This window comes from Vreelandella sp. GE22 (genome assembly GCF_968212445.1).
In genome coordinates this window covers 3438910-3464353 of record NZ_OZ309110.1, presented here as the reverse complement: position 1 = coordinate 3464353, position 25444 = coordinate 3438910, and the positions used below count along the sequence as shown (strand labels likewise).

At 61.3% G+C, this 25444-nt stretch carries 22 protein-coding genes and 2 tRNA genes; 20 read left to right on the top strand and 4 right to left on the bottom strand.

The window, feature by feature from the left end; all coding sequences use genetic code 11:
* The first annotated feature begins 53 nt into the window (after nucleotides 1-53).
* Nucleotides 54-1211 (top strand): molecular chaperone DnaJ, encoded by a 1158-nt coding sequence (gene dnaJ, locus ACWHRL_RS16285; RefSeq protein WP_447530096.1) that lies wholly within the window; start codon nucleotides 54-56, stop codon nucleotides 1209-1211.
* Between the two features lie 115 nt (nucleotides 1212-1326).
* Complete coding sequence (locus tag ACWHRL_RS16280; RefSeq protein WP_447894474.1) at nucleotides 1327-2226, top strand: DMT family transporter; 900 nt, start codon at nucleotides 1327-1329, stop codon at nucleotides 2224-2226.
* Here the strand turns inward: ACWHRL_RS16280 and ACWHRL_RS16275 are convergent.
* The 3 genes from ACWHRL_RS16275 to ACWHRL_RS16265 are packed head-to-tail and all read right to left on the bottom strand — an operon-like array spanning nucleotide 2204 to nucleotide 5131.
* Nucleotides 2204-2953 (bottom strand): ABC transporter ATP-binding protein, encoded by a 750-nt coding sequence (locus tag ACWHRL_RS16275; protein ID WP_447894473.1) that lies wholly within the window; start codon nucleotides 2951-2953, stop codon nucleotides 2204-2206. The genes ACWHRL_RS16280 and ACWHRL_RS16275 overlap by 23 nt on opposite strands.
* A complete protein-coding gene (locus ACWHRL_RS16270; RefSeq protein ID WP_447894472.1) occupies nucleotides 2947-4020 on the bottom strand; it encodes a FecCD family ABC transporter permease in 1074 nt (357 codons plus the stop codon). Before ACWHRL_RS16270 ends, ACWHRL_RS16275 begins: the two co-directional genes overlap by 7 nt.
* Complete coding sequence (locus ACWHRL_RS16265) at nucleotides 4010-5131, bottom strand: ABC transporter substrate-binding protein (protein ID WP_447894471.1); 1122 nt, start codon at nucleotides 5129-5131, stop codon at nucleotides 4010-4012. Before ACWHRL_RS16265 ends, ACWHRL_RS16270 begins: the two co-directional genes overlap by 11 nt.
* 286 nt (nucleotides 5132-5417) lie before the next feature.
* Between ACWHRL_RS16265 and ACWHRL_RS16260 the strand changes: the two genes are divergently transcribed.
* The 5 genes from ACWHRL_RS16260 to greA all read left to right on the top strand — a co-directional run bounded on the left by ACWHRL_RS16260 (nucleotide 5418) and on the right by greA (nucleotide 11860).
* Nucleotides 5418-5702 (top strand): DUF2218 domain-containing protein, encoded by a 285-nt coding sequence (locus tag ACWHRL_RS16260; RefSeq protein ID WP_447894470.1) that lies wholly within the window; start codon nucleotides 5418-5420, stop codon nucleotides 5700-5702.
* 110 nt (nucleotides 5703-5812) lie between these two features.
* Complete coding sequence (gene dapB / locus ACWHRL_RS16255) at nucleotides 5813-6625, top strand: 4-hydroxy-tetrahydrodipicolinate reductase (protein WP_447894469.1); 813 nt, start codon at nucleotides 5813-5815, stop codon at nucleotides 6623-6625.
* Nucleotides 6626-6958: 333 nt separating this feature from the next.
* Nucleotides 6959-8104, top strand: a complete 1146-nt coding sequence (carA, locus tag ACWHRL_RS16250) for a glutamine-hydrolyzing carbamoyl-phosphate synthase small subunit (protein ID WP_447530552.1) — start codon at nucleotides 6959-6961, stop codon at nucleotides 8102-8104.
* A gap of 52 nt (nucleotides 8105-8156) precedes the next feature.
* On the top strand, nucleotides 8157-11387 hold the full coding sequence (gene carB, locus ACWHRL_RS16245; protein WP_447894468.1) for a carbamoyl-phosphate synthase large subunit: 3231 nt from the start codon (nucleotides 8157-8159) through the stop codon (nucleotides 11385-11387).
* The gene (greA, locus tag ACWHRL_RS16240; protein ID WP_447530088.1) at nucleotides 11384-11860 is read left to right on the top strand and encodes a transcription elongation factor GreA; all 477 of its coding nucleotides are present in this window, start codon (nucleotides 11384-11386) and stop codon (nucleotides 11858-11860) included. Before carB ends, greA begins: the two co-directional genes overlap by 4 nt.
* A gap of 88 nt (nucleotides 11861-11948) precedes the next feature.
* Here greA and yhbY read toward each other — a convergent pair whose 3' ends face one another.
* Entirely contained in the window at nucleotides 11949-12275 is a 327-nt protein-coding gene (gene yhbY / locus ACWHRL_RS16235; protein WP_447530087.1) for a ribosome assembly RNA-binding protein YhbY, read from the bottom strand.
* A 122-nt stretch (nucleotides 12276-12397) separates the two neighbouring features.
* On the opposite strand from yhbY, the gene rlmE reads away from it, so the two are divergent.
* The 13 genes from rlmE (at nucleotide 12398) to truB (ending at nucleotide 25393) form a co-directional block, all read left to right on the top strand.
* Nucleotides 12398-13048: a 23S rRNA (uridine(2552)-2'-O)-methyltransferase RlmE gene (gene rlmE / locus ACWHRL_RS16230; RefSeq protein WP_447530086.1), complete on the top strand. Its 651-nt coding sequence runs from the start codon at nucleotides 12398-12400 to the stop codon at nucleotides 13046-13048.
* 194 nt (nucleotides 13049-13242) lie between these two features.
* Complete coding sequence (gene ftsH / locus ACWHRL_RS16225) at nucleotides 13243-15237, top strand: ATP-dependent zinc metalloprotease FtsH (protein WP_447894467.1); 1995 nt, start codon at nucleotides 13243-13245, stop codon at nucleotides 15235-15237.
* Between the two features lie 117 nt (nucleotides 15238-15354).
* Nucleotides 15355-16263 (top strand): dihydropteroate synthase, encoded by a 909-nt coding sequence (folP, locus tag ACWHRL_RS16220; protein ID WP_447894466.1) that lies wholly within the window; start codon nucleotides 15355-15357, stop codon nucleotides 16261-16263.
* On the top strand, nucleotides 16260-17609 hold the full coding sequence (gene glmM, locus ACWHRL_RS16215) for a phosphoglucosamine mutase (protein ID WP_447894465.1): 1350 nt from the start codon (nucleotides 16260-16262) through the stop codon (nucleotides 17607-17609). The genes folP and glmM overlap by 4 nt, the downstream gene beginning before the upstream one ends.
* A 92-nt stretch (nucleotides 17610-17701) precedes the next feature.
* Nucleotides 17702-18451 carry a triose-phosphate isomerase gene (tpiA, locus tag ACWHRL_RS16210; protein WP_447894464.1) on the top strand — a complete coding sequence of 250 codons (750 nt, stop codon included), beginning with the start codon at nucleotides 17702-17704 and terminating at the stop codon, nucleotides 18449-18451.
* A 4-nt stretch (nucleotides 18452-18455) separates the two neighbouring features.
* Nucleotides 18456-18815: a preprotein translocase subunit SecG gene (secG, locus tag ACWHRL_RS16205; RefSeq protein WP_447894463.1), complete on the top strand. Its 360-nt coding sequence runs from the start codon at nucleotides 18456-18458 to the stop codon at nucleotides 18813-18815.
* 48 nt (nucleotides 18816-18863) lie between these two features.
* A tRNA-Leu gene (locus tag ACWHRL_RS16200) sits at nucleotides 18864-18950 on the top strand.
* Between the two features lie 106 nt (nucleotides 18951-19056).
* Nucleotides 19057-19133, top strand: a tRNA-Met gene (locus tag ACWHRL_RS16195).
* A 314-nt stretch (nucleotides 19134-19447) separates the two neighbouring features.
* Complete coding sequence (gene rimP / locus ACWHRL_RS16190; RefSeq protein WP_447530080.1) at nucleotides 19448-19909, top strand: ribosome maturation factor RimP; 462 nt, start codon at nucleotides 19448-19450, stop codon at nucleotides 19907-19909.
* A gap of 65 nt (nucleotides 19910-19974) precedes the next feature.
* The gene (gene nusA, locus ACWHRL_RS16185) at nucleotides 19975-21489 is read left to right on the top strand and encodes a transcription termination factor NusA (RefSeq protein ID WP_447894462.1); all 1515 of its coding nucleotides are present in this window, start codon (nucleotides 19975-19977) and stop codon (nucleotides 21487-21489) included.
* 27 nt (nucleotides 21490-21516) lie between these two features.
* On the top strand, nucleotides 21517-24048 hold the full coding sequence (infB, locus tag ACWHRL_RS16180; protein ID WP_447530078.1) for a translation initiation factor IF-2: 2532 nt from the start codon (nucleotides 21517-21519) through the stop codon (nucleotides 24046-24048).
* A gap of 17 nt (nucleotides 24049-24065) precedes the next feature.
* Nucleotides 24066-24473: a 30S ribosome-binding factor RbfA gene (gene rbfA, locus ACWHRL_RS16175; RefSeq protein ID WP_447894461.1), complete on the top strand. Its 408-nt coding sequence runs from the start codon at nucleotides 24066-24068 to the stop codon at nucleotides 24471-24473.
* Entirely contained in the window at nucleotides 24473-25393 is a 921-nt protein-coding gene (truB, locus tag ACWHRL_RS16170) for a tRNA pseudouridine(55) synthase TruB (RefSeq protein ID WP_447894460.1), read from the top strand. Before rbfA ends, truB begins: the two co-directional genes overlap by 1 nt.
* Nucleotides 25394-25444 lie beyond the last annotated feature (51 nt).

Genomic DNA, 25444 nt, shown 5'->3' with positions numbered 1-25444 from the left:
TTTATCGTGACCTGTACCGTCAAGTGCATACCTAACCAGGAGGCGTAGGACCCATGTCCAAGCGCGATTATTATGAAGTCCTGGGTGTTGAAAAAGGGGCCGATCAGAAAGAGATCAAAAAGGCCTATCGCCGCCTGGCGCAAAAATTCCACCCTGACCGTAACCCGGATGACGAAACCGCCGCAGAGAGATTCCGCGACGTATCCGATGCCTACGAAGTGCTCAGCGACGAGCAAAAGCGCGCTGCTTATGACCAGTTTGGCCACGCCGGTGTAGACGGCCAGGGCGGCGGCTATGGTGGTGGCGGCTTCGGCGGCGGCGGTGGCGCTGGGGACTTCAGCGACATCTTCGGCGACGTGTTCGGCGATATCTTTGGTGGCGGCGGCGGTCGTCGTCGTGGCCCGAACGCCCCGGCCCGCGGCTCGGATCTACGCTACAACCTGGAGCTGGATCTGGAAAACGCCGTCGCCGGTACCACGGTCGACATTCGTGTACCGCGCCACATCAACTGTGACCGCTGCGACGGTGAAGGGGCCGAGCCCGGTACCAGCAAGGACACCTGCCCGACTTGTCAGGGCATGGGTCAGGTGCGCATGCAGCAGGGCTTCTTTGCCGTGCAGCAAACCTGCCCCACCTGTCACGGCTCCGGCATGCAGATCAAGGTGCCGTGCCACAAGTGTAATAGTGAAGGCCGCGTACGCGAGACCCGTACGCTGTCCGTGAAGATTCCGCCTGGTGTGGATACCGGCGACCGTATTCGCCTGAATAGCGAAGGCGAAAGCGGCGTGAACGGCGGCCCGGCCGGCGATCTTTACGTGCAGGTCGCGATCAAGTCGCACCCGATCTTCCAGCGCGATGGCAAGCACCTGCAGTGCGATGTGCCGATCAACTTCGTCGACGCGTCCCTGGGGGGCGAACTCGAAGTGCCCACGCTCGATGGCCGCGTGAAGCTCAAGATTCCGCCGGAAACCCAAACCGGACGGCTCTTCCGCCTACGCGGTAAAGGCGTGAAACCGGTTCGCGGCGGCGCGCCGGGCGATCTGCTTTGCAAGGTGGTGATCGAGACCCCGGTGAATTTGAACGAAGAGCAGAAAGGTCTGCTGCGTCAGCTCCAGGAGAGCTTCGACGGCAGCAACAGCCACAGCCACTCGCCGAAGAAAACCGGCTTCTTCGACAGCGTGAAGAAGTTCTTCGAAGAGATGAAGCCGTAAGCTGAAGGTCTCGGCGTTGGCGGGGTGCTCCATGGAGTACCTGGCGCGCCATTAGCGTACAAAGTCCCCGGTGCCTGGCGCCGGGGACTTTTTTGTAGAAAAAAGCGAGTCGATCATGACCGGAATTGAAGACCGCCCAGGGCTGGGCATTTGCTTGCGCGTGCTGTCCGGGGTGATGTTCACCGGCATGCTGGTGTGTATCAAGGCGGTGAGCGAGTCGGTTCCGGTGGGCCAGTCCATCTTCTTTCGCTCGCTGTTCGCGCTGATCCCCATCGTCATCTTTTTGATGGTTCGCCGGGAGTTTCCCGGGGCGCTGGCCACCCGGCGCCCGCTCGGGCATCTGCTGCGCTCGGGGCTTGGGGCGGCGGCGATGTTTTGCTCGTTTTCGGCCGTCGCTTTTCTGCCGGTGGCCGAGGCGACGCTTTTGGTGCAGCTGGCGCCGATCTTCATGGCGGTGGGCGGCGTGCTGCTACTCGGCGAAAAATTTTCGTTCTACCGCGCCGGGGCCATCGTGCTGGCGCTGGCCGGTATGGCGGTGCTGGTGGTTCCCCAACTGAGCGGGGCCGGAAGTGACGGCCGGCTGTTGGGCTACGCGCTCGGCACCGTGGGTGCGCTTTTGACCGCGGGCGCTCTGCTGACCATCCGGCATATCTCGCGCACCGAAACCGCCGGGTCGATCGCGTTTTATTTCATCGTGGTGTCGTCGCTGGCGGGGCTTGCCACGTTCCCGTTGGGCTGGGCCTCGTTGAGCAACACCGAGTTTGCCCTGCTGGTGCTTTCCGGGCTGTTTGGCGGGGCAGGGCATATCGCCATGACGCTGGCGTTTCGCTATGCCGAAGTGTCGCGGCTGGCGCCGTTCGAGTACGTTGCGCTGGTCTGGCCGATCGCCGCGGACTGGGTGCTGTTCGCCATCCCCATCTCGAGTGGCTTTATCATGGCACTGCCGCTGATGCTGGCCGGCGTGGCGCTGGCCTCCCTCGAAGGTCGCCGCTCTAGACGGCCTCTTCGACGATAAGCTGAGGGAGGCCCTTCGAGCAGGGCTCGATGCGCGCCGCCACTTTGTAGACCTGGCGCAAGAGATCCGGCGTGATGACCTCTTGTGTGGGGCCGCAGGCGATCAACCGGCCGTGCTCTAGCACCATCGAGGCATCGGTGAAGCGCAGCGCGTGGCCCAAATCGTGCAGCGCGACCAGAATCAGCATGCCGCGCTCGTCGGCCAGCCGACGCAGTACGCTCAGCAGGTTGATCTGGCGGTTCAAGTCCAGCGCCGATGTAGGCTCGTCGAGCATGAGGATGTCCGGTTCCTGCACCAGCGCCTGGGCGGCACTCACCAGCTGGCGCTGGCCGCCGCTCAAATCGCCAATATCGCGCTCGCCAAGGGCGGCAATATTCAGCTCCCCAAGCGCCCGGTCGACCTGGGCAAGATCCTCAGGCTGTACCTTTAGGCTTCGCCCCTGCATGCGTGCCAAAAGCACCGACTCGTAGACACTGAGCACCGCCTTCGCGCCGGTGTCCTGGGGCATGTAGGCCACCGGGCGCTCGGACTGGGTGTTGCCGATAACCACCGTGCCCTGGCCCTGCACCAGGCCCAGGATGCGGCGAAAAAGCGTCGATTTACCCGCCGCGTTGGGCCCCAATAGCGCCACCACCTGGCCGCCGTGAAAGGTGGGGGTCGTGACGTCATCGACGATGGTGCGACGCCCGTAACGCGCCGATACGTGATTGAGCGTGAGCGTTACCATGAGGCCTTCTTGTGGTTGAGCACGAGAAACAGAAAGAACGGAATGCCGACTAATGATGTGACGATGCCGATGGGAATGATCGTGCCGGGAATGATCAGCTTGGAGATCACCGAGCCCACCGACAAAATCAACGCGCCGCAAATCGCCGAGCCCGGCAGGAAAAAGCGCTGATCCTCGCCCACCAGCATGCGGGCGATGTGCGGGCCCACCAGGCCGATAAAGCCGATGGTGCCCACGAACGCCACCGCCACCGCCGAGAGCAGCGAGACCAGCACTAGTACTTCCAGGCGCAGCGCGCGCGGCTTGACGCCCATGCTCTCGGCCTTGGCATCGCCCAGGCGCATGGCGGTCAGCGCCCAGCCGTGGCGGGCCAGAAGCGGCAGGATCGCCCCCAGAATGCCCAGCGCGATCCAGAACTTGGGCCAGGTCGCCTTGGTCAGGCTCCCCATGGTCCAGAACACGACCGCGGTCACCGCCTCCTGGCTTGCGAAAAACTGGATCAGCGACATCAGTGAATTGAAGATGAACACCATGGCGATGCCCAGCAGCACGATGGTCTCCACCGTAACGCCGCGCTTTAAGCTCAGCGCGTGAATCAAGAACGCCGTGAACATGGCCATGATGAAGGCGTTGAGCGGCACCACGAACTCGATGGAGGCGGCGGGGATGATCGCGACACCAAACGCAAGGCCCAGGGCAGCGCCGAAGCTCGCCCCGGCGGAGATGCCCAGGGTGAAGGGGCTGGCCAGCGGGTTGCTCAGAATGGTCTGCATCTGCGCGCCGGCCACTGAGAGGCTTGCGCCGACCACCAGCGCCATCAGCGCCACCGGCATGCGCATCTCCCAAAGGATCACGCGGATCTGATCGCTGACGCTTCCGGGAGTGAGCAGTGCCGCGATGACTTCGCCGAGACTATAGCGGGCCGGGCCAAGCGATAGATCGACGCATAGGCTGAAAAACAGGGCCACGACCAGCGCGACGAGAATCAGCTGGCGGCGTAGTACCTGGGTTTTATAGTGGCTGCGCCCCTGGCTTGCCGGGACACTCAGGGTGGTATCACTGGTCATCGAGGGAGATCCAGTAGCCGGGTTCATAGTCGATCGGTAAAAAGCGTTCGTGGAGTTCGCGCATCGTGGCCTCCGGGTCCAGGTCTTCGAAAAGATCCGGATGTAGCCACTTGGCGAGCTGCTGAATGGCGACGAAGTAGTAGGGGCTGTTGTAGAACTGGTGCCAGATCGCGTGGACGTTGTCATCCTCGACGGCCTGAACGCCGGTCATCGCCGTGCGGTGGGTGAGGCCTTCGAGCTTGGCTCGCGCCGCATCCATATCCGCACCCGGGCCCATGCCGACCCAGTCGCCGCCAGGGACGTAGGCATCCCAGTTGCCGCCGGTCACGACGATGTGCTCCGGGCTTGCGGCGATGATCAGCTCCGGGTTGAGCGTGCCGAAACTGCCCGGGATGATGCCCTCGGCGATATTCGCGCCCCCGGCAAGGGTGACGTACTCGCCGAAGTTACCGGGCCCAAAGCTCATGCAGCACTCATCGGAGTAGCCGCCGGCCCGGTCGATGAACACGCTCGGCCGCTCGGGGTCGGCCTCGTCGATCACGTTGGTGACACGGGCCAGCTGGGCCTCGGCGAAGTCGATGAATTCCTCTGCCGCTTCTTCATCGTCCATGATCTGGCCCATCAGGCGGATCGAGGGGATCGTGTGGGCAATCGGGTCTTCACGAAAATCGACGTAGACGATGGGAATGCCGAGCTGGCCGAGCTTATCGTCGTAGGCGGCGTCCTCGGTCGCCGCCTTGGCTTCCAGGTTCATGAACACCACGTCCGGGGTTAATGAAGCGGCCTGCTCGACGTCGAAGGTGCCGTCCTTGAAACCGCCAAAGGTGGGCAGCTCGCCCATCGCCGGAAAGCGCTCGGCGTAGCGCGCGTAGTTATCCGGATCGGCCTGGGAGAAATCTTCGCGCCAACCCACCACGTGGGTGAACGGGGCTTCGGGCTCGAGCAGACCCAACAGGTAGATCTGGCGGCCTTCACCGAGTATGACCCGTTCGGCGGGAGCATCGAAATGCACCTCGCGCCCGGTAATATCCACCACGTCGATACCGTCGGCCATGGCAGCCGTGCAGCTCAGGGCGGCCGCGCCGGCCAGGGCTTTTAGGTGTGAGCTCATAAATTTTCCCGCCGAGTCTGCTAATAAAAAGGCTGAAGATAAAAAGTCATCATGGTGTCTATAAAGAGTCGGGCCGCTCAACGGGGCCAGGCGCCCTGAGACAACTGTGTATGATTCGCATTTACATGGGGTATTATCGAGAAATCCCCGATAGCTGTCGAGCGGTTAGCGCCAAACTGTTCCAATTATTCAAACACTGCGTTGCGTAAGCGTTCAACGCAGCGTTTGTCAGTTTTCAACGCCGATCTTAAGCTACATCGATCGTTTCTTATGAAAGGAGAGTGTCATGCCGATATCCCGTGCTGAAATTGCCACCGAATCCGGCGAGCGCTTGATCAACCGTTTGTGTAAGCACTGGTCACACAAGCTCGAGGTCGAGTACACCGCTCAGGATGCCAAAATCGTCTTTCCCGAAGGCGGCACCTGCCTGATGCACGCCGAGGCCGATAAGCTCGCGGTCTCGATCGAAACCCTCGATGAGGCAACGCTGGATAAACTCGAAGGCGTCGTCCAGAACCACTTGGAGCGCATGGCCAAAGACGAGACGCTGGAGATCGTCTGGGAAAACTAGCCAGACCGCCCGCCGGCCGTGATGGCCGGCGGGCTCTGGTATACTCCCGCGGATGAATGAATAAAAGGCGCCGCCTGGCGCCTTTCAGACGATTGCACCCAGGAGATTGTATGACACGAGTGGCCATCGTAGGCGTAGCGGGGCGTATGGGCCGCACGCTGGTAAGCGCGCTAAATCAGGATGAGAACGCAACACTGGCCGGCGGTATCGTCGAGCCGGGAAGCTCGCTCGTCGGCGCCGATATCGGCGAGCTGGCGGGTACGGGGAAGTGTGGCGTGACCGCGGTCGACTCACTCAACGCCATCGTCGATGACTTCGATGTGCTAATCGACTTCACCGCCCCCCAAGTAACGCTTTCGAATCTGGCGTTCTGCGCCGAGCACGGCAAGGCCATCGTGATCGGTACCACCGGGATGAACGATGACGAGCTCGATGAGCTCGATGGTTATCAGGACAGGGTGGCCATGGTGTTCGCGCCCAACATGAGCGTCGGTGTGAACCTGACCCTCAAGCTTTTGGAAACCGCGGCCAGGGCGCTGGGCGATGAAGGTTACGATATCGAGATCGTCGAAGCCCACCACCGCCACAAGATCGATGCCCCCTCCGGCACTGCGGTCAAGATGGGCGAGGTCATCGCCAAAAGTCTGGATCGCACGCTGAAAGAGCACGGCGTGTTCGAGCGCGTGGGCCAGTGCGGGCCGCGCACCGATACCGAGATCGGCTTTGCCACGGTGCGCGCCGGCGATATCGTCGGTGAGCACACGGTGATGTTCGCCACCGAAGGCGAGCGCATCGAGATCACCCATAAGGCCTCCAGCCGTATGACCTTTGCCAAGGGCGCGGTGCGCGCGGCGCGCTGGGTCGCGGAGCAACGAAGCGGGCGTTTCGATATGCAGGACGTGCTCGGGCTGGGTGAGGCTTGAGCTGGATTTGTAGCCAAAAGACTGGTCTGGTCGCCTGAAATGCTGTAACATTCCAAAAATTTTGGCCGGGTGGTGGCATGTGAGTAGAAAGTAAACGGCGAACGCTGCGCTTGTTGCACTGGCTTTATTGAAAAATTGCCCAACGCCGTACGCTAAACCATGGCCACCTGCCACGGAAGAACAACAAGCGGGATGAAACCGATTTTTTCTTTATCGGCTTCGTCCCGCTTTTTTACGACCCGACGTTTGCACGCAAACGCCGACACCGGATCGCCGAGCCTGCGCCCCCAGGCGCCTAACAGCATGGGAGAAGTTGTCTTGAATAACCCCGCATTGAGCAAACCTGCGATATTGGCCCTGGAAGATGGCAGCGTGTTTCACGGAGTGGCCATCGGCGCCGAAGGCGTCACGAGCGGGGAGGTGGTGTTCAATACGGCCATGACCGGCTACCAGGAAATTCTCACCGACCCCTCCTATACCCGCCAGATCGTCACGCTCACCTACCCGCATATCGGCAACACCGGCATTAACCCGGAAGACGTGGAGTCCGCCTCTGTTGCCGCCGCCGGCCTGGTGATTCGCGATCTCCCCCTGATGGCCAGCAGCTTTCGCAGCCAGCAGAGCCTTTCCGAGTATCTGGAAAGTCAAAACGTGCTGGGCATCGCCGATATCGACACCCGCCGCCTGACACGCCTTTTGCGCGACAAGGGCGCGCAGAACGGGGCGATTCTGGCGGGCAGCGATGCCGAAGGCGACGACGCCGTCGAGCGGGCGCTGGCGGCGGCCCGCGCCTTTCCCGGGCTCAAGGGCATGGATCTGGCCAAGGAGGTCTCCTGCAAGCAGGCCTATGAGTGGAGCGAAGGCGAGTGGAGCCTGGGCGCGGGCTACGCCGATACTTCGACCTTTGATCGGCCTTACCACGTGGTGGCGTATGACTACGGGGTGAAATTCAACATCCTGCGTATGCTGGCCGCCCGCGGCTGCCGCTTGACCGTGGTGCCCGCCCAGACCCCAGCTGCAGAGGTTCTGGCGATGAATCCGGATGGCGTATTTTTGGCCAACGGCCCCGGCGACCCGGAGCCCTGCGACTACGCGATCACCGCGATTGGCGAGATTCTCGAAACCGATACGCCGGTGTTCGGTATCTGCCTGGGTCACCAGCTTTTAGCGCTGGCCTCCGGGGCGAAGACCGTCAAAATGAATCACGGCCACCACGGCGCCAACCACCCGGTGCAGGATCTCGACTCTGGCACGGTGATGATCACGAGCCAGAACCACGGCTTCGCCGCCGACGAAACCACGCTGCCAGGTAATCTGCGCGCCACGCACCGCTCGCTTTTCGATGGCACACTGCAGGGCATCGAGCGCACCGACCGCCCGGCGTTCAGCTTTCAGGGGCATCCGGAAGCGAGCCCCGGTCCGAAGGACGTATCGCCGCTGTTTGATCGCTTTATCGGCCTGATGCAGGCGCGTCGCTGATCCGTTTGCCAAGCCCTATCGAGCTCATCGTCACTTTTTTGCGGGAACCGTTATGCCCAAGCGTACCGACATCAAGACTATTCTCATCATTGGCGCTGGCCCCATCGTCATCGGCCAGGCCTGCGAATTCGACTACTCCGGCGCCCAGGCGTGTAAAGCGCTGCGCGAGGAGGGCTACCGGGTGGTGCTGGTCAACTCCAACCCGGCCACCATCATGACCGACCCGGTCATGGCCGATGCCACCTACATCGAGCCGATCACCTGGCAGGCCGTCGAAAAAATCATCGAGGCGGAAAAGCCCGACGCGATCCTGCCCACCATGGGCGGGCAAACCGCGCTCAACTGCGCCCTCGACCTTGAAAAGCATGGCGTGCTCGACAAGCACGGCGTCGAGATGATCGGCGCCAACGCCGACGCCATCAACATGGCCGAGGACCGTGATCTGTTCGACCAGGCCATGAAGCGTATCGGCCTCGAGTGCCCGAAGGCGAAGGTCGCCCACACCATGGATGAAGCCTGGGAGATTCAAGCGGAGCTTGGCTTTCCGACCATCATCCGGCCTTCCTACACCATGGGCGGCTCCGGCGGCGGCGTGGCGTACAACAAGGAAGAGTTCGAGGAGATCTGCACCCGCGGTTTCGAGCTTTCCAACAATCACGAGCTTTTGATCGACGAGTCGCTGCTGGGTTGGAAAGAGTACGAAATGGAGGTCGTGCGCGATAAAAACGATAACTGCATTATCGTGTGCGCCATCGAGAACTTCGACCCTATGGGCGTGCACACCGGCGACTCGATCACCGTGGCCCCGGCGCAGACGCTGACGGATAAAGAGTACCAGATCATGCGCGACGCAAGCCTGGCGGTGCTGCGCGAGATCGGGGTGGAAACCGGTGGCTCCAACGTTCAGTTCGGCATGGACCCGCAAACCGGGCGCCTGGTGGTCATCGAGATGAATCCACGGGTCTCGCGCTCCTCGGCGCTTGCCTCGAAAGCCACCGGCTTTCCGATCGCCAAGATCGCTGCGAAGCTCGCGGTGGGTTACACCCTGGACGAGCTGCAAAACGATATTACCGGCGGGGCGACCCCGGCGTCTTTCGAGCCGTCCATCGACTACGTCGTCACCAAGATTCCGCGCTTCACTTTCGAGAAATTCCCCCAGGCCAACGACCGCCTCACCACCCAGATGAAGTCGGTAGGCGAGGTAATGGCGATTGGCCGTACCTTCCAGGAGTCGCTGCAAAAAGCGCTGCGCGGTATGGAAACCGGCAACGACGGCCTCGATCCGATCATCACCGATTTTAGTGATGAGGCGATGGCGCAGATCAAGGGCGAGCTGCAGGCCGCCGGCGCCGAGCGCATCTTCTTTGTGGCCGACGCCATGCGCGCCGGTATGAGCGTCGAAGAGGTCTTCGCGCTGACCAACATCGACCGCTGGTTTTTGGTGCAGCTCGAAGACCTGATTCTTTCTGAGGCCGCCGTAGCCAAGCGCGCGCTGGGCGACTTCTCGGCCCGCGAGCTCTACCAGCTCAAGCGCAAGGGCTTTGCCGACGCGCGCCTGGCCAAACTGCTCGGCGTCAGCGAAAAGGAATTCCGCCAAACCCGCCAGGCCGCGGGTATTCGCCCGGTTTACAAGCGTGTCGATACCTGCGCGGCGGAGTTCGCCTCGAGCACCGCCTATATGTACTCCACCTATGAAGAGGAGTGCGAGGCCGACGTATCCGATCGCCAGAAGATCATGGTGCTCGGCGGCGGGCCGAACCGTATCGGTCAGGGCATCGAGTTCGACTACTGCTGTGTTCACGCCGCGCTTGCCATGCGCGACGACGGCTATGAGACCATCATGGTCAACTGCAACCCGGAAACCGTCTCTACCGACTACGATACCTCGGATCGGCTCTACTTCGAGCCGGTCACCCTGGAAGACGTACTCGAAATCGCCGATAAAGAGAAGCCGGCGGGCGTGATCGTCCAGTTCGGCGGCCAGACCCCGCTGAAGCTCGCCCGGGAGCTCGAAGCCGCCGGCGTGCCGATCATCGGCACCACCCCGGACGCCATCGACCGCGCCGAAGACCGCGAGCGCTTCCAGCACATGATCGAGAAGCTCGGTCTCAAGCAGCCGCCCAACGCCACCGCGCGCAGCTTCGACGAGGCCTTTGCCAAGGCCGAGGCGATCGGCTACCCCTTGGTCGTGCGCCCCAGCTACGTGCTCGGCGGGCGCGCCATGGAGATCGTCTACGACGCGTCTGAACTCGAAAACTACATGACCAACGCGGTGAAGGTCTCCAACGACTCGCCGGTGCTGCTGGATCACTTTTTGAGCGCCGCGGTCGAGGTCGACATCGACGCGGTGTCCGATGGCGACGCCGTGGTGATCGGCGGCATCATGCAGCACGTCGAGCAGGCCGGGGTACACTCCGGTGACTCCGCCTGCGCGCTACCGCCGTACTCGCTGCCCGCGGACGTCCAGGACGAGATGCGCGATCAGGTCAAGCGTATGGCGGTGGAGCTAGGCGTGAAGGGGCTGATGAACGTGCAGCTCGCCTGGCAGGACAATGAAATCTACGTGATCGAAGTCAACCCGCGGGCCTCGCGCACCGTGCCGTTCGTCTCCAAGTGCATCGGCACTTCGCTTGCCCAAATCGCCGCGCGCTGCATGGCCGGCCAGACCCTGGCAAGCCAGGGCTTCGAGCGCGAAATCGTGCCGCACTTTTATAGCGTGAAAGAAGCGGTCTTCCCGTTCAACAAGTTCCAGGGGGTCGATCCGATCCTTTCGCCGGAGATGAAGTCCACCGGCGAAGTGATGGGCTCCGGCGACACCTTCGCCGAGGCATTTTTCAAGGCGCAGCTGGGCGCCGGGGAGGCCATTCCGGCCCTCGATGGTCCGCGCAAGGCCTTCTTGTCGGTACGCGAGCCGGACAAAGAGGGGATTATCGAAGTAGGCCGTTCTCTGCTAACATTGGGCTTCACGTTATGTGCCACGCGCGGTACGGCCGCCGCACTCGAAGCGGCCGGGCTTACAGTCGAGCACGTCAATAAAGTTTACGAAGGTCGCCCCCATATCGTCGATTCGCTCAAGAACGACGAGATCGCCTACATTGTGAACACTACCGAAGGTCGTCAGGCTATCAACGACTCTTCGATCATTCGCCGTACTGCTCTCGCGCGCAAGGTGCCCTATGCGACCACCCTGGCGGGCGCTAATGCCGTTTGCATGGCGCTCGAGTACGGTCGGGAGATTACGGTGCGGCGCCTTCAGGATCTGCATGCAGGAGCAAGTCAATGAACAAGGTCCCGATGACGGTAGCGGGCGAAAAAAGTCTTCGCGAAGAGCTCAATCACCTGAAGGGCGAAGCGCGCCCTGAAGTGATTGCCGCGATCGCCGAGGCGCGCGAGCACGGCGATCTCAAGGAGAACGCCGAGTATCACGCGGCCCGCGAACAGCAGGGATTTATCGAAGGACGTATTCAAGAGATCGAAAGCAAGCTCTCCGGCGCCCAGGTGATCGATGTCACCAAGTTGCCCAAAACCGGCAAGGTGATCTTTGGTGTGACCGTGGCGCTTTTGAACCTGGATAGCGACGCCCAGGTCACCTACCGTATCGTCGGTGAAGACGAAGCGGATATTAAATCCGGGCGCATCTCGGTCACATCCCCCATTGCCCGCGCGTTGATTGGCAAGGAAGAGGGCGATATCGTGGTGGTCAAGACTCCCGGCGGCGATGTCGAATACGAAATCGAAAGCGTCGAGCACATCTAAGCCGCGCGTTTCGATGGTGCAAAAAAGGCCCGGGCAGTGATGCCCGGGCCTTTTTCATGACGCTTCTCGATAGTGCTTTAACGCGTGCTCAGTGGCGGCCGTGATGGTTCTCGAAGCGGCTGACGTTGGAAAGTTTGGGGTTGGCGCTTGGGTTTCGGCGGTAAAAAAGCGCCATCTTGCCAATGGTTTGAACAAGCTCCGCGCCGCTTTCATTGACGAGCTCCTGCACCATGGCCGCGCGATCATCGCGCTCGGGGAGGGCCAGCTTCACCTTGATCAGCTCGTGATCGCGCAGTGCGCGGTCGAACTCGGCGAGCAGATTCTCGGAGATGCCGTTTTCAGAGACCGTCACGACTGGGTTCAGGTGATGGCCAATGCTGCGAAATGCTTTCTTTTGTGCCTGTGACAAGCTCATGGTATCTTGCGGTATCCCGGTTTGCGCTTAACGCTCCATCTTACGGTGAAACGCCGTCAAGTGAAAGCAGTCCACCCGGCACTTTCGCACATTCACCCCCATACGCTAGATGTAGACGCCTCATGCAGCAAAAGCCAGCAGGTCCCAAACGCTCCGCCAGCAAGACCAGCGCCAACTGGATGAAAGAGCATTTTGATGATCAGTACGTCAAGCAGAGCTGGCAGGACGGCTACCGCTCGCGAGCAAGCTACAAGCTTTTAGAGCTCGATGAAAAAGACAAGCTCTTTCGCCCGAACATGACGGTGATCGACCTGGGCGCCGCCCCCGGTGGCTGGAGCCAAGTGGCCGCCGATAAAGTCGGTATGGATGGTGTCGTCGTCGCCTCGGACATTCTGGAAATGGACGCGCTAGCCGGCGTTGACTTCATTCAGGGCGATTTCACCGAAGAGAGCGTGCTGAACGCCATTCTCGAGCGGCTGGGAAATCGCCGCGTCGACCTTGTGATGTCGGACATGGCCCCCAATATGAGTGGCATGACCGCCATCGACCAGCCTCAGGCGATGTATCTTGTCGAACTGGCCCTGGAGCTTGCCCGGGAAACGCTCTCCAAAGGCGGTACTTTTCTGGCCAAGGTGTTTCAGGGCGAAGGCTTCGACGCTTATTTGAAGGAGTTGAGAGGCGACTTCGACCGCGTAGTGACGCGTAAGCCCGGCGCCTCGCGCGCCCGCTCTCGGGAGGTCTATTTTTTAGCCCAGGGGTTTCGCGGCCGCTAATTCACGCCGCGAAGAAAACGATCATGGCGATTGCCGCGAAGGCAATCGCACTGCGTGTCATACGGGCCGTAAGGCCTATATGGCATACATGGCCCAAAGTCAAACGTGCTTTGGCAATGGTTGAACGTAGTGCTCTAGTGTAAGGTCTGAGTATCGACGGTTAACTGACGGATTCTTGTAATGAGGGTAGCCCCTTGAACGATATGGCGAAGAACCTGATTCTGTGGTTGGTCATTGCGGCCGTGCTACTGACAGTGTTCAACAATTTCAGTACGGAAAGCGCACCCCAGTCCACTAACTACTCCCAGTTTGTGCATCAGGTGCAAAATCAACAGGTTCGCAGCGTCACCATCGATGGCTACACCATTCAGGGTGAGCGCACCGACGGGTCGCAGTTCCAGACCATCCGGCCGGCGGCGGAAGACCCGAAGCTGATGGATGACCTGCTGAGCAACGACGTTACCGTGGTCGGCAAGGAGCCGGAGCAGCAGAGCATCTGGATGCGTCTGCTGATCGCCAGTTTCCCGATTCTGCTCATCCTTGCCATCTTCATGTTCTTCATGCGCCAGATGCAGGGCGGCGCCGGTGGCGGTAAGGGCGGCCCGATGAGCTTTGGTAAATCCAAGGCCAAGCTGCTCTCCCAGGATCAGATCAAAACCACCTTCGCCGATGTCGCCGGCTGCGACGAAGCCAAGGAAGAGGTCGAAGAGCTGGTCGACTTTTTGCGCGACCCGACCAAGTTCCAGCGCCTGGGCGGCACCATTCCGCGCGGCGTATTGATGGTGGGCCCGCCGGGTACCGGTAAAACGCTGCTGGCCAAGTCCATTTCCGGTGAGGCGAAGGTACCGTTTTTCTCGATCTCCGGTTCCGACTTCGTCGAGATGTTTGTGGGTGTCGGTGCGTCTCGCGTACGCGACATGTTCGAGCAGGCCAAGAAGCAGGCGCCCTGCATCATCTTCATCGATGAGATCGACGCCGTGGGCCGCTCGCGTGGCGCCGGCATGGGCGGTGGTAACGACGAGCGCGAGCAGACCCTCAACCAGCTGCTGGTCGAGATGGATGGTTTCGAAGCCAACGAAGGCATCATCGTGATCGCCGCGACCAACCGTCCGGACGTTCTCGACCCGGCGCTTTTGCGGCCGGGCCGTTTCGACCGTCAGGTCACCGTGGGCCTGCCCGATATTCGCGGTCGCGAGCATATTCTGGGTGTTCACCTGCGCAAGGTGCCACTGGCCGAGGACGTCAAGCCGGTTCTCATTGCTCGCGGCACCCCCGGTTTCTCCGGCGCGGATCTCGCCAACCTGGTCAACGAGGCAGCGCTTTTTGCCGCGCGTCGTAACAAGCGCCTGGTCGGTATGGACGAGCTGGAGATGGCCAAGGACAAGATCATGATGGGCGCCGAGCGCAAATCCATGGTCATGACCGACAAAGAGAAGCTCAACACGGCGTATCACGAGTCCGGTCACGCGATCATCGGTCTGGTGATGCCCGAGCATGACCCGGTCTACAAGGTAACGATCATCCCGCGGGGCCGGGCGCTGGGTGTCACCATGTTCCTGCCGGAAGAGGATCGTTACAGCCTCTCGCGCCAGCAGATTCTCAGCCAGATCTGTTCGCTGTTCGGCGGGCGTATCGCCGAAGAGATGACGCTGGGCGCCAACGGCGTGACCACCGGCGCATCCAACGACATCAAGCGGGCCACCGAACTTGCCCACAACATGGTCGCCAAGTGGGGCTTGTCCGATGAGATGGGCCCGATCATGTACGACGAGGACGAATCGCACCAGTTCCTCGGCGGCCCTGGGCAGAGCGGCGGTAAGCTGAAGTCCGGCGAAACCACTACGCGCCTCGACAAGGAAGTGCGTAAGATCATCGACGACTGCTACGAGCAAGCGCGCCAGATCCTGCACGATAACCGCGACAAGCTCGACGCCATGACCGAAGCGCTGATGAAGTACGAAACCATCGACGCGAGTCAGCTCAAGGACATCATGGAAGGCAAGGATCCGCGCCCGCCGGAAGGCTGGGATGACGGCGACTCCTCCGGCGGTGGTACGCCGGCGGGTGGCGAGCCGCAGCCAAAAGCGGACGAGCCGGACCACGGCGATGCCAATGACGATGGCGAAGAGGACGACGACGAACCGCGTCGCCGCCCCTCCGACCCGCTTGGCGGCCCGGCCGGGCCCTGAGCCTAACGCCGGGGGCGTCATACTCGCCCCGCTCCTAAAGCGCCCCACCTCGGGGCGCTTTTTTTTGGTATGCTAGGCGCCATCAAGCCGCCACGTTTTCTATTTATCAGGCTGTTCATGAAACCAACGCTCGACCCACACCAGGCACCCAGCCACGTCACCCAGTTGCAGTGCGGCCGTCATCGGCTGGATCTCTCCTTTCCGCGGGTCATGGGGATATTGAACGTGACCCCGGACTCTTTCTCCGACGGCGGCCGCCACGTCTCGCTCGACGACGCGCTGCGCCGCGCCGAGCAGATGCTGGCCGAAGGCGCGGCGGTAATCGACGTCGGCGGGGAGTCCACGCGCCCCGGCGCCGACGCCGTTCCCGAACAACAGGAGCTAGACCGCGTCGCTCCGGTCGTCGAGGCACTGGTGCGCGAACTCGACGCGCTGGTCTCCGTCGATACCAGTAGCGCCCTGGTGATACGCGAGTCCGCCGCCCTCGGTGCCGGTATGATCAACGATGTACGCTCTCTCGAGCGCGACGGCGCCCTGGCCGCCGCCGCCAGTAGCGGACTGCCTGCTTGTTTGATGCATCGCCTGGGCGAGCCCCAGGATATGCAGCATTCGCCGGCCTACGACGAGCCCATCGAGCAGGCGGTCGCCGATTACCTGGCAAGGCGCATCGCGGCCTGCGAAGCGGCCGGGTTCAAGCGCGACCAGCTGCTGCTCGATCCGGGGTTCGGGTTTGGCAAAACCGTTGAGCACAACCTGCGTCTTTTGAATCAAATGCGCGCGCTCGAGGCGTTGAACCTGCCGCTGTTGGTAGGCATGTCGCGTAAAAGCATGATCGGCAAGGTGCTCGGTCGGCCGGTCGAGGAACGTCTGCCTGGCGGGCTTGCACTGTCGGCCATGGCGGTCGAACGCGGCGCCAAAATACTACGTGTGCATGATGTTGGCGCGACGGCGGATGCCGTTACCATGGCCTGGGCGGTCCTCCAGGAAAGCTGCGAGCCGCCGGTCCACAAGGAACTCTTCTCATGACACGACGCTATTTCGGAACCGATGGTATTCGCGGCACGGTCGGCGAGACGCCTATCACCGCCGACTTTATGCTCAAGCTCGGCTGGGCGGCAGGGCAGGTGTTGCGCCGCTCGAACGGGCGCACGCGGGTGTTGATCGGCAAGGACACGCGCATCTCCGGCTACATGTTCGAGTCGGCGCTGGAGGCGGGGCTCTCCGCCGCCGGGGTCGATGTCTCGCTGCTCGGGCCGATGCCCACGCCGGGCATCGCCTACCTGACCCGCACCTTCCGCGCCGATGCAGGCATCGTCATCTCCGCCTCGCACAATCCGTTCGAGGATAACGGCATCAAGTTCTTTTCCGCCGAGGGCAAAAAGCTTCCCGACGAAGTCGAGGACCGCATCGAGGCGATGCTGGACGCGCCGCTTTGCACCGCCGAGGCCGGGCAGCTTGGCAAGGCCGCGCGCATCGACGATGCCGCTGGGCGCTATATCGAATTCTGCAAATCGACGCTGCCCGACCGGCTGAGCCTGCACGGCCTGAGCGTGGTGCTCGACTGCGCCCACGGCGCGACCTACCACATTGCGCCGAGCGTGTTTCGCGAGCTGGGCGCCGAGGTCAGCGTGATCGGCGCCACACCTAACGGGCTAAATATCAATCACGAAGTGGGCTCGACCCATCCGGCGGCGCTGCGTGCGGCGGTGATTCAGCAGGGCGCTGATTTAGGCGTGGCCTTCGACGGCGACGGCGACCGGGTGCTGTTGGTCGATGCCGATGGCCGGGAAGTCGACGGCGACGACATCCTTTATCTCATCGCCCGGGACCGCCATGAGCGCGGTCTTTTGCAGGGCGGCGTGGTCGGTACGCTGATGAGCAACTTCGGCCTGGCCAAGGCGCTGGAAGCGCTAGGCATTCCCTTCGAGCGCGTCAAGGTCGGTGACCGCTTCGTGATGGAGAAGATGGCGGCCAACGGTTGGGAGTTGGGCGGCGAGTCCTCCGGCCATATCGTATGTGGCCATGCGCAGACGACCGGCGACGGTATCGTCTCGGCGCTTCAGGTGCTGGCGCTGATGATGCGCGAGCAAAAACCGCTCGCTGCGCTGTTAAAGACGTTCGAGAAAGTGCCCCAGGCACTGGTTAACGTCCGCCTGCCCGCCGGTACCCATGCCAAAGACGTCATGGACGCTCCGGTGCTCAATGAAGCGGTCGGCGAGCTCGAAGCAAAGCTCGGCGACCAGGGGCGAGTACTGCTGCGCCCCTCGGGTACCGAGCCGCTGATTCGTGTAATGGTCGAAGGCCGCGCGCACCTGGATGTTCAGGCGCTGGCCGAAACCCTTGCAAAGCGGGTCGAAGCACTACTGACCTAAGCCTGGCCCGCGTTCGGCCCAAATGTGGGCAGCGGTTGTCTTGACAAGGCCGCTCCTATACCATTTCGCTCCACCTTGAGTGAGGATATTGAATGCGCACACCACTGATTGCCGGTAACTGGAAAATGAACGGCTCAAGGTCGCTGATCGACACCTTTGCAAGCACCCTGGCGACCACCCCCTTGCCCGAGCAGGTCGAGGCGGCGCTGATCGTGCCTTTTCCCTACCTCGACGCCGCGCAGCGGGCGTTTCAGTCGACCTCGCTCAAGCTGGGGGCGCAAACGCTCAATACCGAGGCCTCGGGGGCACATACCGGCGAGGTGAGCGCGCCGATGCTCAACGAGTTCGGGGTCTGCTATGTGCTGGTGGGCCATTCCGAGCGACGCGCGCTTTACGGTGATACCGACGAGGCGATCCTTGGCCGGGTCAACGTTGCGCTCGATCATGGTCTGACGCCCATTCTATGCGTGGGTGAAACCCTAAAAGAGCGCGAGGCCGAGCGCACCATGGCCGTGGTGCTGGCTCAGGTGGACGCAGTGCTTACCCATCTAAGCCGCGATGCCCAAAAGAAACTGGTCATCGCCTACGAGCCGGTATGGGCGATTGGTACCGGGCGTACGGCGACCCCGGAGCAGGCGCAGGACGTAATGGCCGAGGTGCGCGCGCACCTTGCGCGTTTTGATGACACCCTCGGTGAGGAGCTCGTGCTTCTCTACGGCGGTAGCATGAATGCCGGTAATGCAGCCGAGCTACTTGCAAAGCCGGATATCGACGGCGGTTTGGTGGGCGGTGCCTCGCTCAAAACCGATGATTTTTTCGCTATTTGTCAGTCAGCAGGATAACGCCATGCAAGTTGCAATTTTAATGGTTCACGTGATCATCGCGATCGCGCTCGTAGTACTTATCCTGCTTCAGCAGGGTAAAGGGGCCGATGCCGGCGCCTCCTTCGGCGGCGGGGCTTCACAGACGGTCTTCGGTTCCCGCGGCAGCGGTAACTTTCTGTCGACCGCGACCGGCGTTCTGGCGGCGGGTTTCTTCGTCACGTCCATGGCGCTTGCCTACTTTGCCACCCAGGCAGGACAGGCCCCAGAAGCCGGTATTCCGGACTCACGCTTGATCGAGCAACAACAAAGTGTTCCAACACTTGACGACGACTCGGGAAGTGTGGATAATACCGCGCCAGTGCTAGAGGAAAACAGCGACTAAGTATTTGAGATTAAATGCTTGTTGACGCTTTCTTTAGCCTCCCCTGATGCCGAAGTGGTGGAATTGGTAGACACGCTATCTTGAGGGGGTAGTGACCGTATGGTCGTGCGGGTTCAAGTCCCGCCTTCGGCACCACCGAGAAACTGGTTAGATCGGTTTCGAGGATTTCAGGGTGGTACCTGAGACGAGAAAGCCCTTGACGAAGGTCGTATAAGGGGCTAATATCGTCCAGCTAGATTGATGCGGGGTGGAGCAGTCTGGTAGCTCGTCGGGCTCATAACCCGAAGGTCATCGGTTCAAATCCGGTCCCCGCTACCATCTTTTTTCAAACGGTGTATGCGCAGCCATTCAGTATTGGCTGGCAATAGAATCACACCGATTTGTTAAAATGGTATTACAGGTTTCTTTTAAAAAGCCCCTTCCTGTGAAGGGGCTTTTTGTTAGTAGCGTCTTTACACACGCTGACGCTACCGGCAGATTTAAGAGTAGCTTTTTGCGAGCCAAGCGTGTCTTGCGCGCCGGCACCCGCCGCGACGTCGAAGGCACATTTTCAGGTAACGCCAATCAGCCACCTAGCTTTTCTCATGACTCCTGGCCAGGTGCCTGATGCAACGGCTATAGGAGCTTCGTCTGTGGCCACAAAACACGCAGCGCTGCACGCGCTGATTGAGCCTGTTGTTGCCGCCATGGGCTTCGAGCTATGGGGCATCGACCATCTTTCTCAGGGCAAACATTCACGCCTGGTGATTTATATCGAGCGTGAAAGCGGCGTCAGTGTCGAAGACTGCGCTGATATCAGCCGTCAAGTCAGCGCCGTCATGGATGTCGAAGATCCTATTCCCGGCGAGTACCGCCTGGAGGTTTCGTCGCCCGGTATGGCGCGCCCTTTGTATACCCTGGATCATTTTACACGCTACCAGGGCCACCAGGTGGCGCTCAAGCTGCGCACCGCCTTTCATGGCCGGCGTAAATATCAGGGGCTGCTTGCGGGCGTGGAAAGCGACGAAGTGCTGCTTCAGCTCGACGGCGAAGAGTATTGCTTTCCCATCGAAAGTATCGATGCTGCACACATTGTCCCGCAGTTCGAAGATTAAAAAAACGGCGGCCCCCCATGGCTGGGGCGAGGCACAAAGGACAGGTTTACTGGCGAGGCATACGCATGAGTAAAGAAATTTTAATGGTCGTTGACGCGATCTCTAACGAAAAAGGCGTTTCACGCGACGTAATTTTCGAAGCGGTCGAAGCGGCGCTGGCCAGCGCCTCGCGCAAGCGTTTCGAGCAGGAAGAAGCCAACGTGCGCGTGGAAATCGACCGCCGCACCGGCGACTACGATACCTACCGCTACTGGACCGTGGTCGAAGACGACGAGTTCGAGACGCCGGATTACGAAATCAAGCAAACCGTTGCCGAGCGGCGCGACCCGCCTCTGGCGCTGGGTGACGTCACCGAGCAGAAGATCGACAACGCCGTGTTTGGTCGTATTGCCGCCCAGACCGCCAAGCAGGTCATCGTCCAGAAAGTCCGTGAAGCCGAGCGCGCCGAAGTGGTCAGCCAGTACGCCGACCGCGAAGGCGAGCTGGTCGCCGGTATCGTCAAGAAAACTACCCGTGACGGGCTGATCATCGACCTGGGCGAAAACGCCGAGGCGTTTTTGGCGCGTAACGAAATGATTCACGGCGAGCGCTACCGCATGAACGAGCGGGTGCGTGCGCTGCTGGTTAAGGTCGACCCGGAGGCTCGCGGCGCACAGCTTCAGCTCTCGCGCACCAATGCGCAGTTCATCATCGAGCTTTTCAAGATCGAGGTGCCGGAAATTGCCGAGCAGCTCATTGAGATCAAGGGCGCGGCCCGTGATCCGGGCTCGCGCGCCAAGATCGCCGTCAAAACCAACGATCGCCGCATCGATCCGGTCGGTGCGTGTGTGGGGATGCGCGGCTCGCGGGTGCAGGCGGTGTCATCAGAGCTTCAAAACGAGCGTGTAGACATCGTGCTGTGGGACGACAACCCCGCGCAGCTCGTCATCAACGCCATGGCGCCGGCGGACGTTGCCTCCATTTTGGTGGATGAAGACGCCCACGCCATGGACGTCGCGGTCGCCCAGGACAATCTCGCTCAGGCCATCGGCCGCAGCGGCCAGAACGTGCGCCTGGCATCGGAACTCACCGGCTGGCGGATCAACGTCATGACCGAAGACGAGGCCGAGTCCAAGCGCGAGCAGGAAATCGATAGCCTCGTGGACTCCTTCGTTCACCACCTGAGCGTGGACGAGGACGTTGCCCGGCTATTAGTGGAAGAAGGGTTCACTACCCTGGAAGAAGTCGCCTACGTGCCGCTCGAAGAGATGCTCGAAATCGAAGAGTTCGATGAAGAGCTCGTCGAAGAGCTGCGCGCACGTGCCAAGGACGAGCTACTGACAATGGCGATCGCCTCGGAAGAAGCGCTCGACGGTGCCCAGCCGGCAGACGATCTGCTGGCAATGGAAGGAATGGAGCGCCACCTGGCCTTCATTCTTGCCAGTCGGGGCATTGTCACCATGGAAGATCTCGCCGAGCAGTCTGTCGACGATCTGGTCGATATCGAGGAGTTAGACGAAGCGCGCGCAGCGGCACTGATCATGACTGCCCGTGCGCCCTGGTTCGAAGACGATAGCGAAGCGGCTTCGAACACACAGTAAACAGGTCACGGGCTTGGGAGGGTCACAATGTCAGATATGACGGTTAAAGATTTTGCAGTAAAGGTGGGCCGCGATGTGCCCCGCCTGTTGGAACAGATGAAAGAGGCGGGCCTTAAGCACGCCTCGGAAAGCGATGCGGTCTCTGAAGACGACAAGCAAACGCTTTTGAGCTTTTTGAAGAAAAGTCACGGCGGCGGTGACGCCGCGGATGCCGGTAAAAACCGCATCACGCTGACGCGCAAAACGCGTAGCCGGATCAAAACCGGCGAGCGCGGCAAGACGATCGAAGTTCAGGTCCGCAAGAAAAAGACCTACGTCAAGCGCGCCGAAGAAGAGCAGCCGAAAGAGCCGGAACCCACGCACTCGGGCCCGCGCCAGCTAGTAGGCGATATGGCCGAGGCCGAAGCCGAAAATAAAGCCCGCGAGGCTCGCGAAGCCGAAGAGCGCGCCGAGGCCCAAAAAGCCCAGGCCGCTGAAGAAGCCGCGCGTAAGGAAGCCGACGCCAAGGCGCCGGCCCCGGCCGAAACCGCCGTGCCCGAGCTTCAGATCGACGAAACGCCGGCCTCCGAAGAGATGCCGCCGGCGCCGCCGAAAGAGGGTCGTACCGACCGTCGCACCGCGCCGCCCAAAAAGGCCGCGGCGAAGAAAAAAGGCCGTGACGAAGACGACGACCGTGGCGATCGCGAAGAGCGTAAGCGTGGCGGCAGTGCCAAGAAAGCCAAGCGCTCCGAGCGTCGTGGCGGTCGCCGCGGCCCCGGCCAGAGCGGCAACGGCAAGCACGGCTTCCAAAAGCCCACGCAGCCGATCGTTCGCGAAGTCTCGATTCCCGAATCGATCAGCGTCGCTGAGCTGGCCGACAAGATGTCGATCAAGGCCAACGAAGTGATCAAGGCCATGTTCACCATGGGCGCGGCGGTGACCATCAACCAGACGATCGACCAGGATACCGCGGCGATCGTGGTGGAAGAGATGGGTCACAAGGTCAAGCTGGTCAAAGACGATGCGCTCGAGACCGAAATGATCGAGGGCATCTCCTACGAAGGCGATGAGATTACCCGCTCGCCGGTCGTGACCGTCATGGGTCACGTCGACCACGGTAAGACCTCGCTTCTCGACTACATTCGTCGTGCCAAAGTGGCCACCGGTGAAGCCGGCGGTATTACCCAGCACATCGGCGCCTACCACGTCGAAGACAACCACGGTGGCGTGACCTTCCTGGACACTCCCGGCCACGCGGCGTTTACCGCCATGCGTGCCCGCGGTGCCAAGGCAACCGACGTGGTCATCCTGGTGGTAGCGGCGGACGACGGCGTCATGCCGCAAACCGTTGAAGCGATCGAACACTCCAAAGCGGCCGGAGTTCCCATGGTCGTGGCGGTGAACAAGATCGATAAAGACGGCGCGGATTTCGACCGCATTCGTAACGAGCTTTCCCAGCACGGTGTGATTTCGGAAGAGTGGGGCGGCGATACCCAGTTCGTTCACGTCTCCGCGAAAACCGGTGACGGCATCGAGGAGCTGTTGGAGGCGATCCAGCTGGTATCCGAAGTGCTCGAGCTCAAGGCTGTGCCGTTGGCGCCGGGTAAAGGTGTGGTCGTCGAATCGCGTCTCGACAAGGGCCGTGGTCCGGTCGCGACCGTACTGGTACAAAACGGTACCCTCAAGCGCGGTGATATCGTGCTGGCCGGCCTGCACTACGGCCGTGTACGGGCGCTGACCAACGAGCTCGGCCAGCAGGTCGAGGAAGTCGGTCCGGCGATGCCCGTCGAGATTCAGGGCCTGGACGGTACGCCGGACGCCGGTGACGACTTCATGGTCGTAGCCGACGAGCGTAAAGCGCGGGAAGTCGCCAACTTCCGTCAGGGCAAGTACCGCGAAGTACGCCTGGCGCGCCAGCAGAAAGCCAAGCTCGAGAACATGTTCAGCCAGATGGGCCAGGACGAAGTAGCCAAGGTCAACATCGTCTTGAAAGCCGACGTTCAAGGTTCGCTCGAGGCGATCCGCGGCGCGCTCGAAGAGCTCTCCACCGCCGAAGTCGAAGTAGCCGTGGTTTCATCTGGTGTGGGCGGCATCACCGGCACCGATGCCAATCTGGCGCTAGCCAGTGAGGCTATCCTGGTCGGCTTCAACGTCCGTGCCGACGCCGCTGCCCGCGAAATCGTCGAACGTGAAGGCCTGGATCTGCGCTACTACAGCGTTATCTACCACTTGATCGACGAGGTCAAGCAGGCGATGAGCGGTATGCTCGCACCTGACTGGAAAGAAGAGATCGTGGGTATTGCTGAAGTCCGCGATGTCTTCCGTGCGCCGAAAATTGGGGCAATTGCCGGTTGTATGGTGGTTGAAGGCAACGTGCATCGTAATAAGAAGATCCGCGTACTGCGTGATGATGTAGTGATTTATGAAGGCGAGCTCGAATCGCTGCGTCGTTTCAAAGACGATGTGCAGGAAGTGCGCAACGGCGTCGAGTGTGGTATCGGCGTCAAGAACTATAACGACGTCCAGGTCGGCGACAAGATCGAAGTCTTCGACCAGGTCAAGGTCGAGCGCACCCTGTAAGGCTGCGAGGAGCAAGCATGCGCGAATTCAAGCGTACCGACCGGGTAGCCGACCAGCTCCAAAAGGAGCTGGCGGTGCTTATCCAGCGCGAGATCAAGGACCCGCGCCTTGGCATGGTCACGGTTAGCGGCGCGACCGTCAGCCGTGATCTGGGCTACGCCGATATCTACGTCACCCTGCTGGGTGAGCAGGACCCGGCGCGCATCAAGGAAAACCTGCAGGTGCTCAAACGCGCCAGCGGTTTTCTGAGAAGCCAGATTGCCAAGCGCATCAAGCTGCGTCATGTGCCGGAGTTGCGCTTTCATTTCGATGAAAGCGTGGTGCGCGGCCAGCAGCTCTCTTCGCTGATCGACGAGGCGGTCTCGACCGACCGCGCCCGTCAGGACGAAGAAGAGGGCGGTAACGAAGACGAGGCGCCGCGGTAATGGCGCGTCGCCGTAAGGGCCTGCCGGTCAACGGCGTGGTGCTGCTGGACAAGCCCCAGGGCGTGTCCAGTAACCATGCTTTACAGCGCGTGCGCCGGTTGTTCGAGGCGCAAAAAGCGGGGCACACCGGTACTCTCGACCCCATGGCGACGGGCTTACTGCCGATCTGTCTGGGCGAGGCGACCAAGTTCTCCGCGCACCTTCTGGAAGCCGACAAGATGTATCGCACCCGGGTCGAACTCGGGGTGATCACCGATACTGGCGATGCGGAAGGTAGCGTGGTCGAGCGCCGTGAGGTGCCAGGGCTTTCGAATGACGACGTCGAGGCTGCCATTGCACGCTTTCGCGGCGAGATCGACCAGGTACCGCCGATGTACTCGGCACTCAAGCATCAGGGCAAAAAGCTTTACGAACTGGCCCGCGAGGGCAAGGAAGTGGAGCGTGCAGCGCGCAGAGTTAGCGTGTATGATGCCCGGCTGCTCGCGTTCGACGGTCAAGCGTTCGAGCTCGAAGTAAGCTGTAGTAAAGGCACCTACATTCGCACGTTGGCCGAAGATATCGGTTTGGCGCTCGGATGCGGCGCTCATATCAGCCAGCTAAGACGGCTCAAGACCGGCCCCTTTGATGGCAACGCGATGTGGACCCTGGAGGCGTTAGAAGCTCTTGGTGAGCAGAGCGCGCGTGAGGCCGAATTGATGCCCGTGGACGTACTGGTCGACCACCTCCCTGCGCTTAGCGTGGACGAGGCCGCCCATACCTCCTTGTCCTACGGTCAATCCGCCAGGCTCGACGTGGGGGCACTGCCGCCCAACGAGCTGGCACGACTTTACTACGCTGAGTCGTTTCTCGGCTTGGGCGTGGTGAAAGGGCCCCAGGAAGTGGCCCCCAAGCGGCTGTTAAGCACGGTCGCGCTTTCGTAAGTTCGCTGGTAAAACGTTGCAAGGACGCCGCGATTTACGCGAAAATACCCT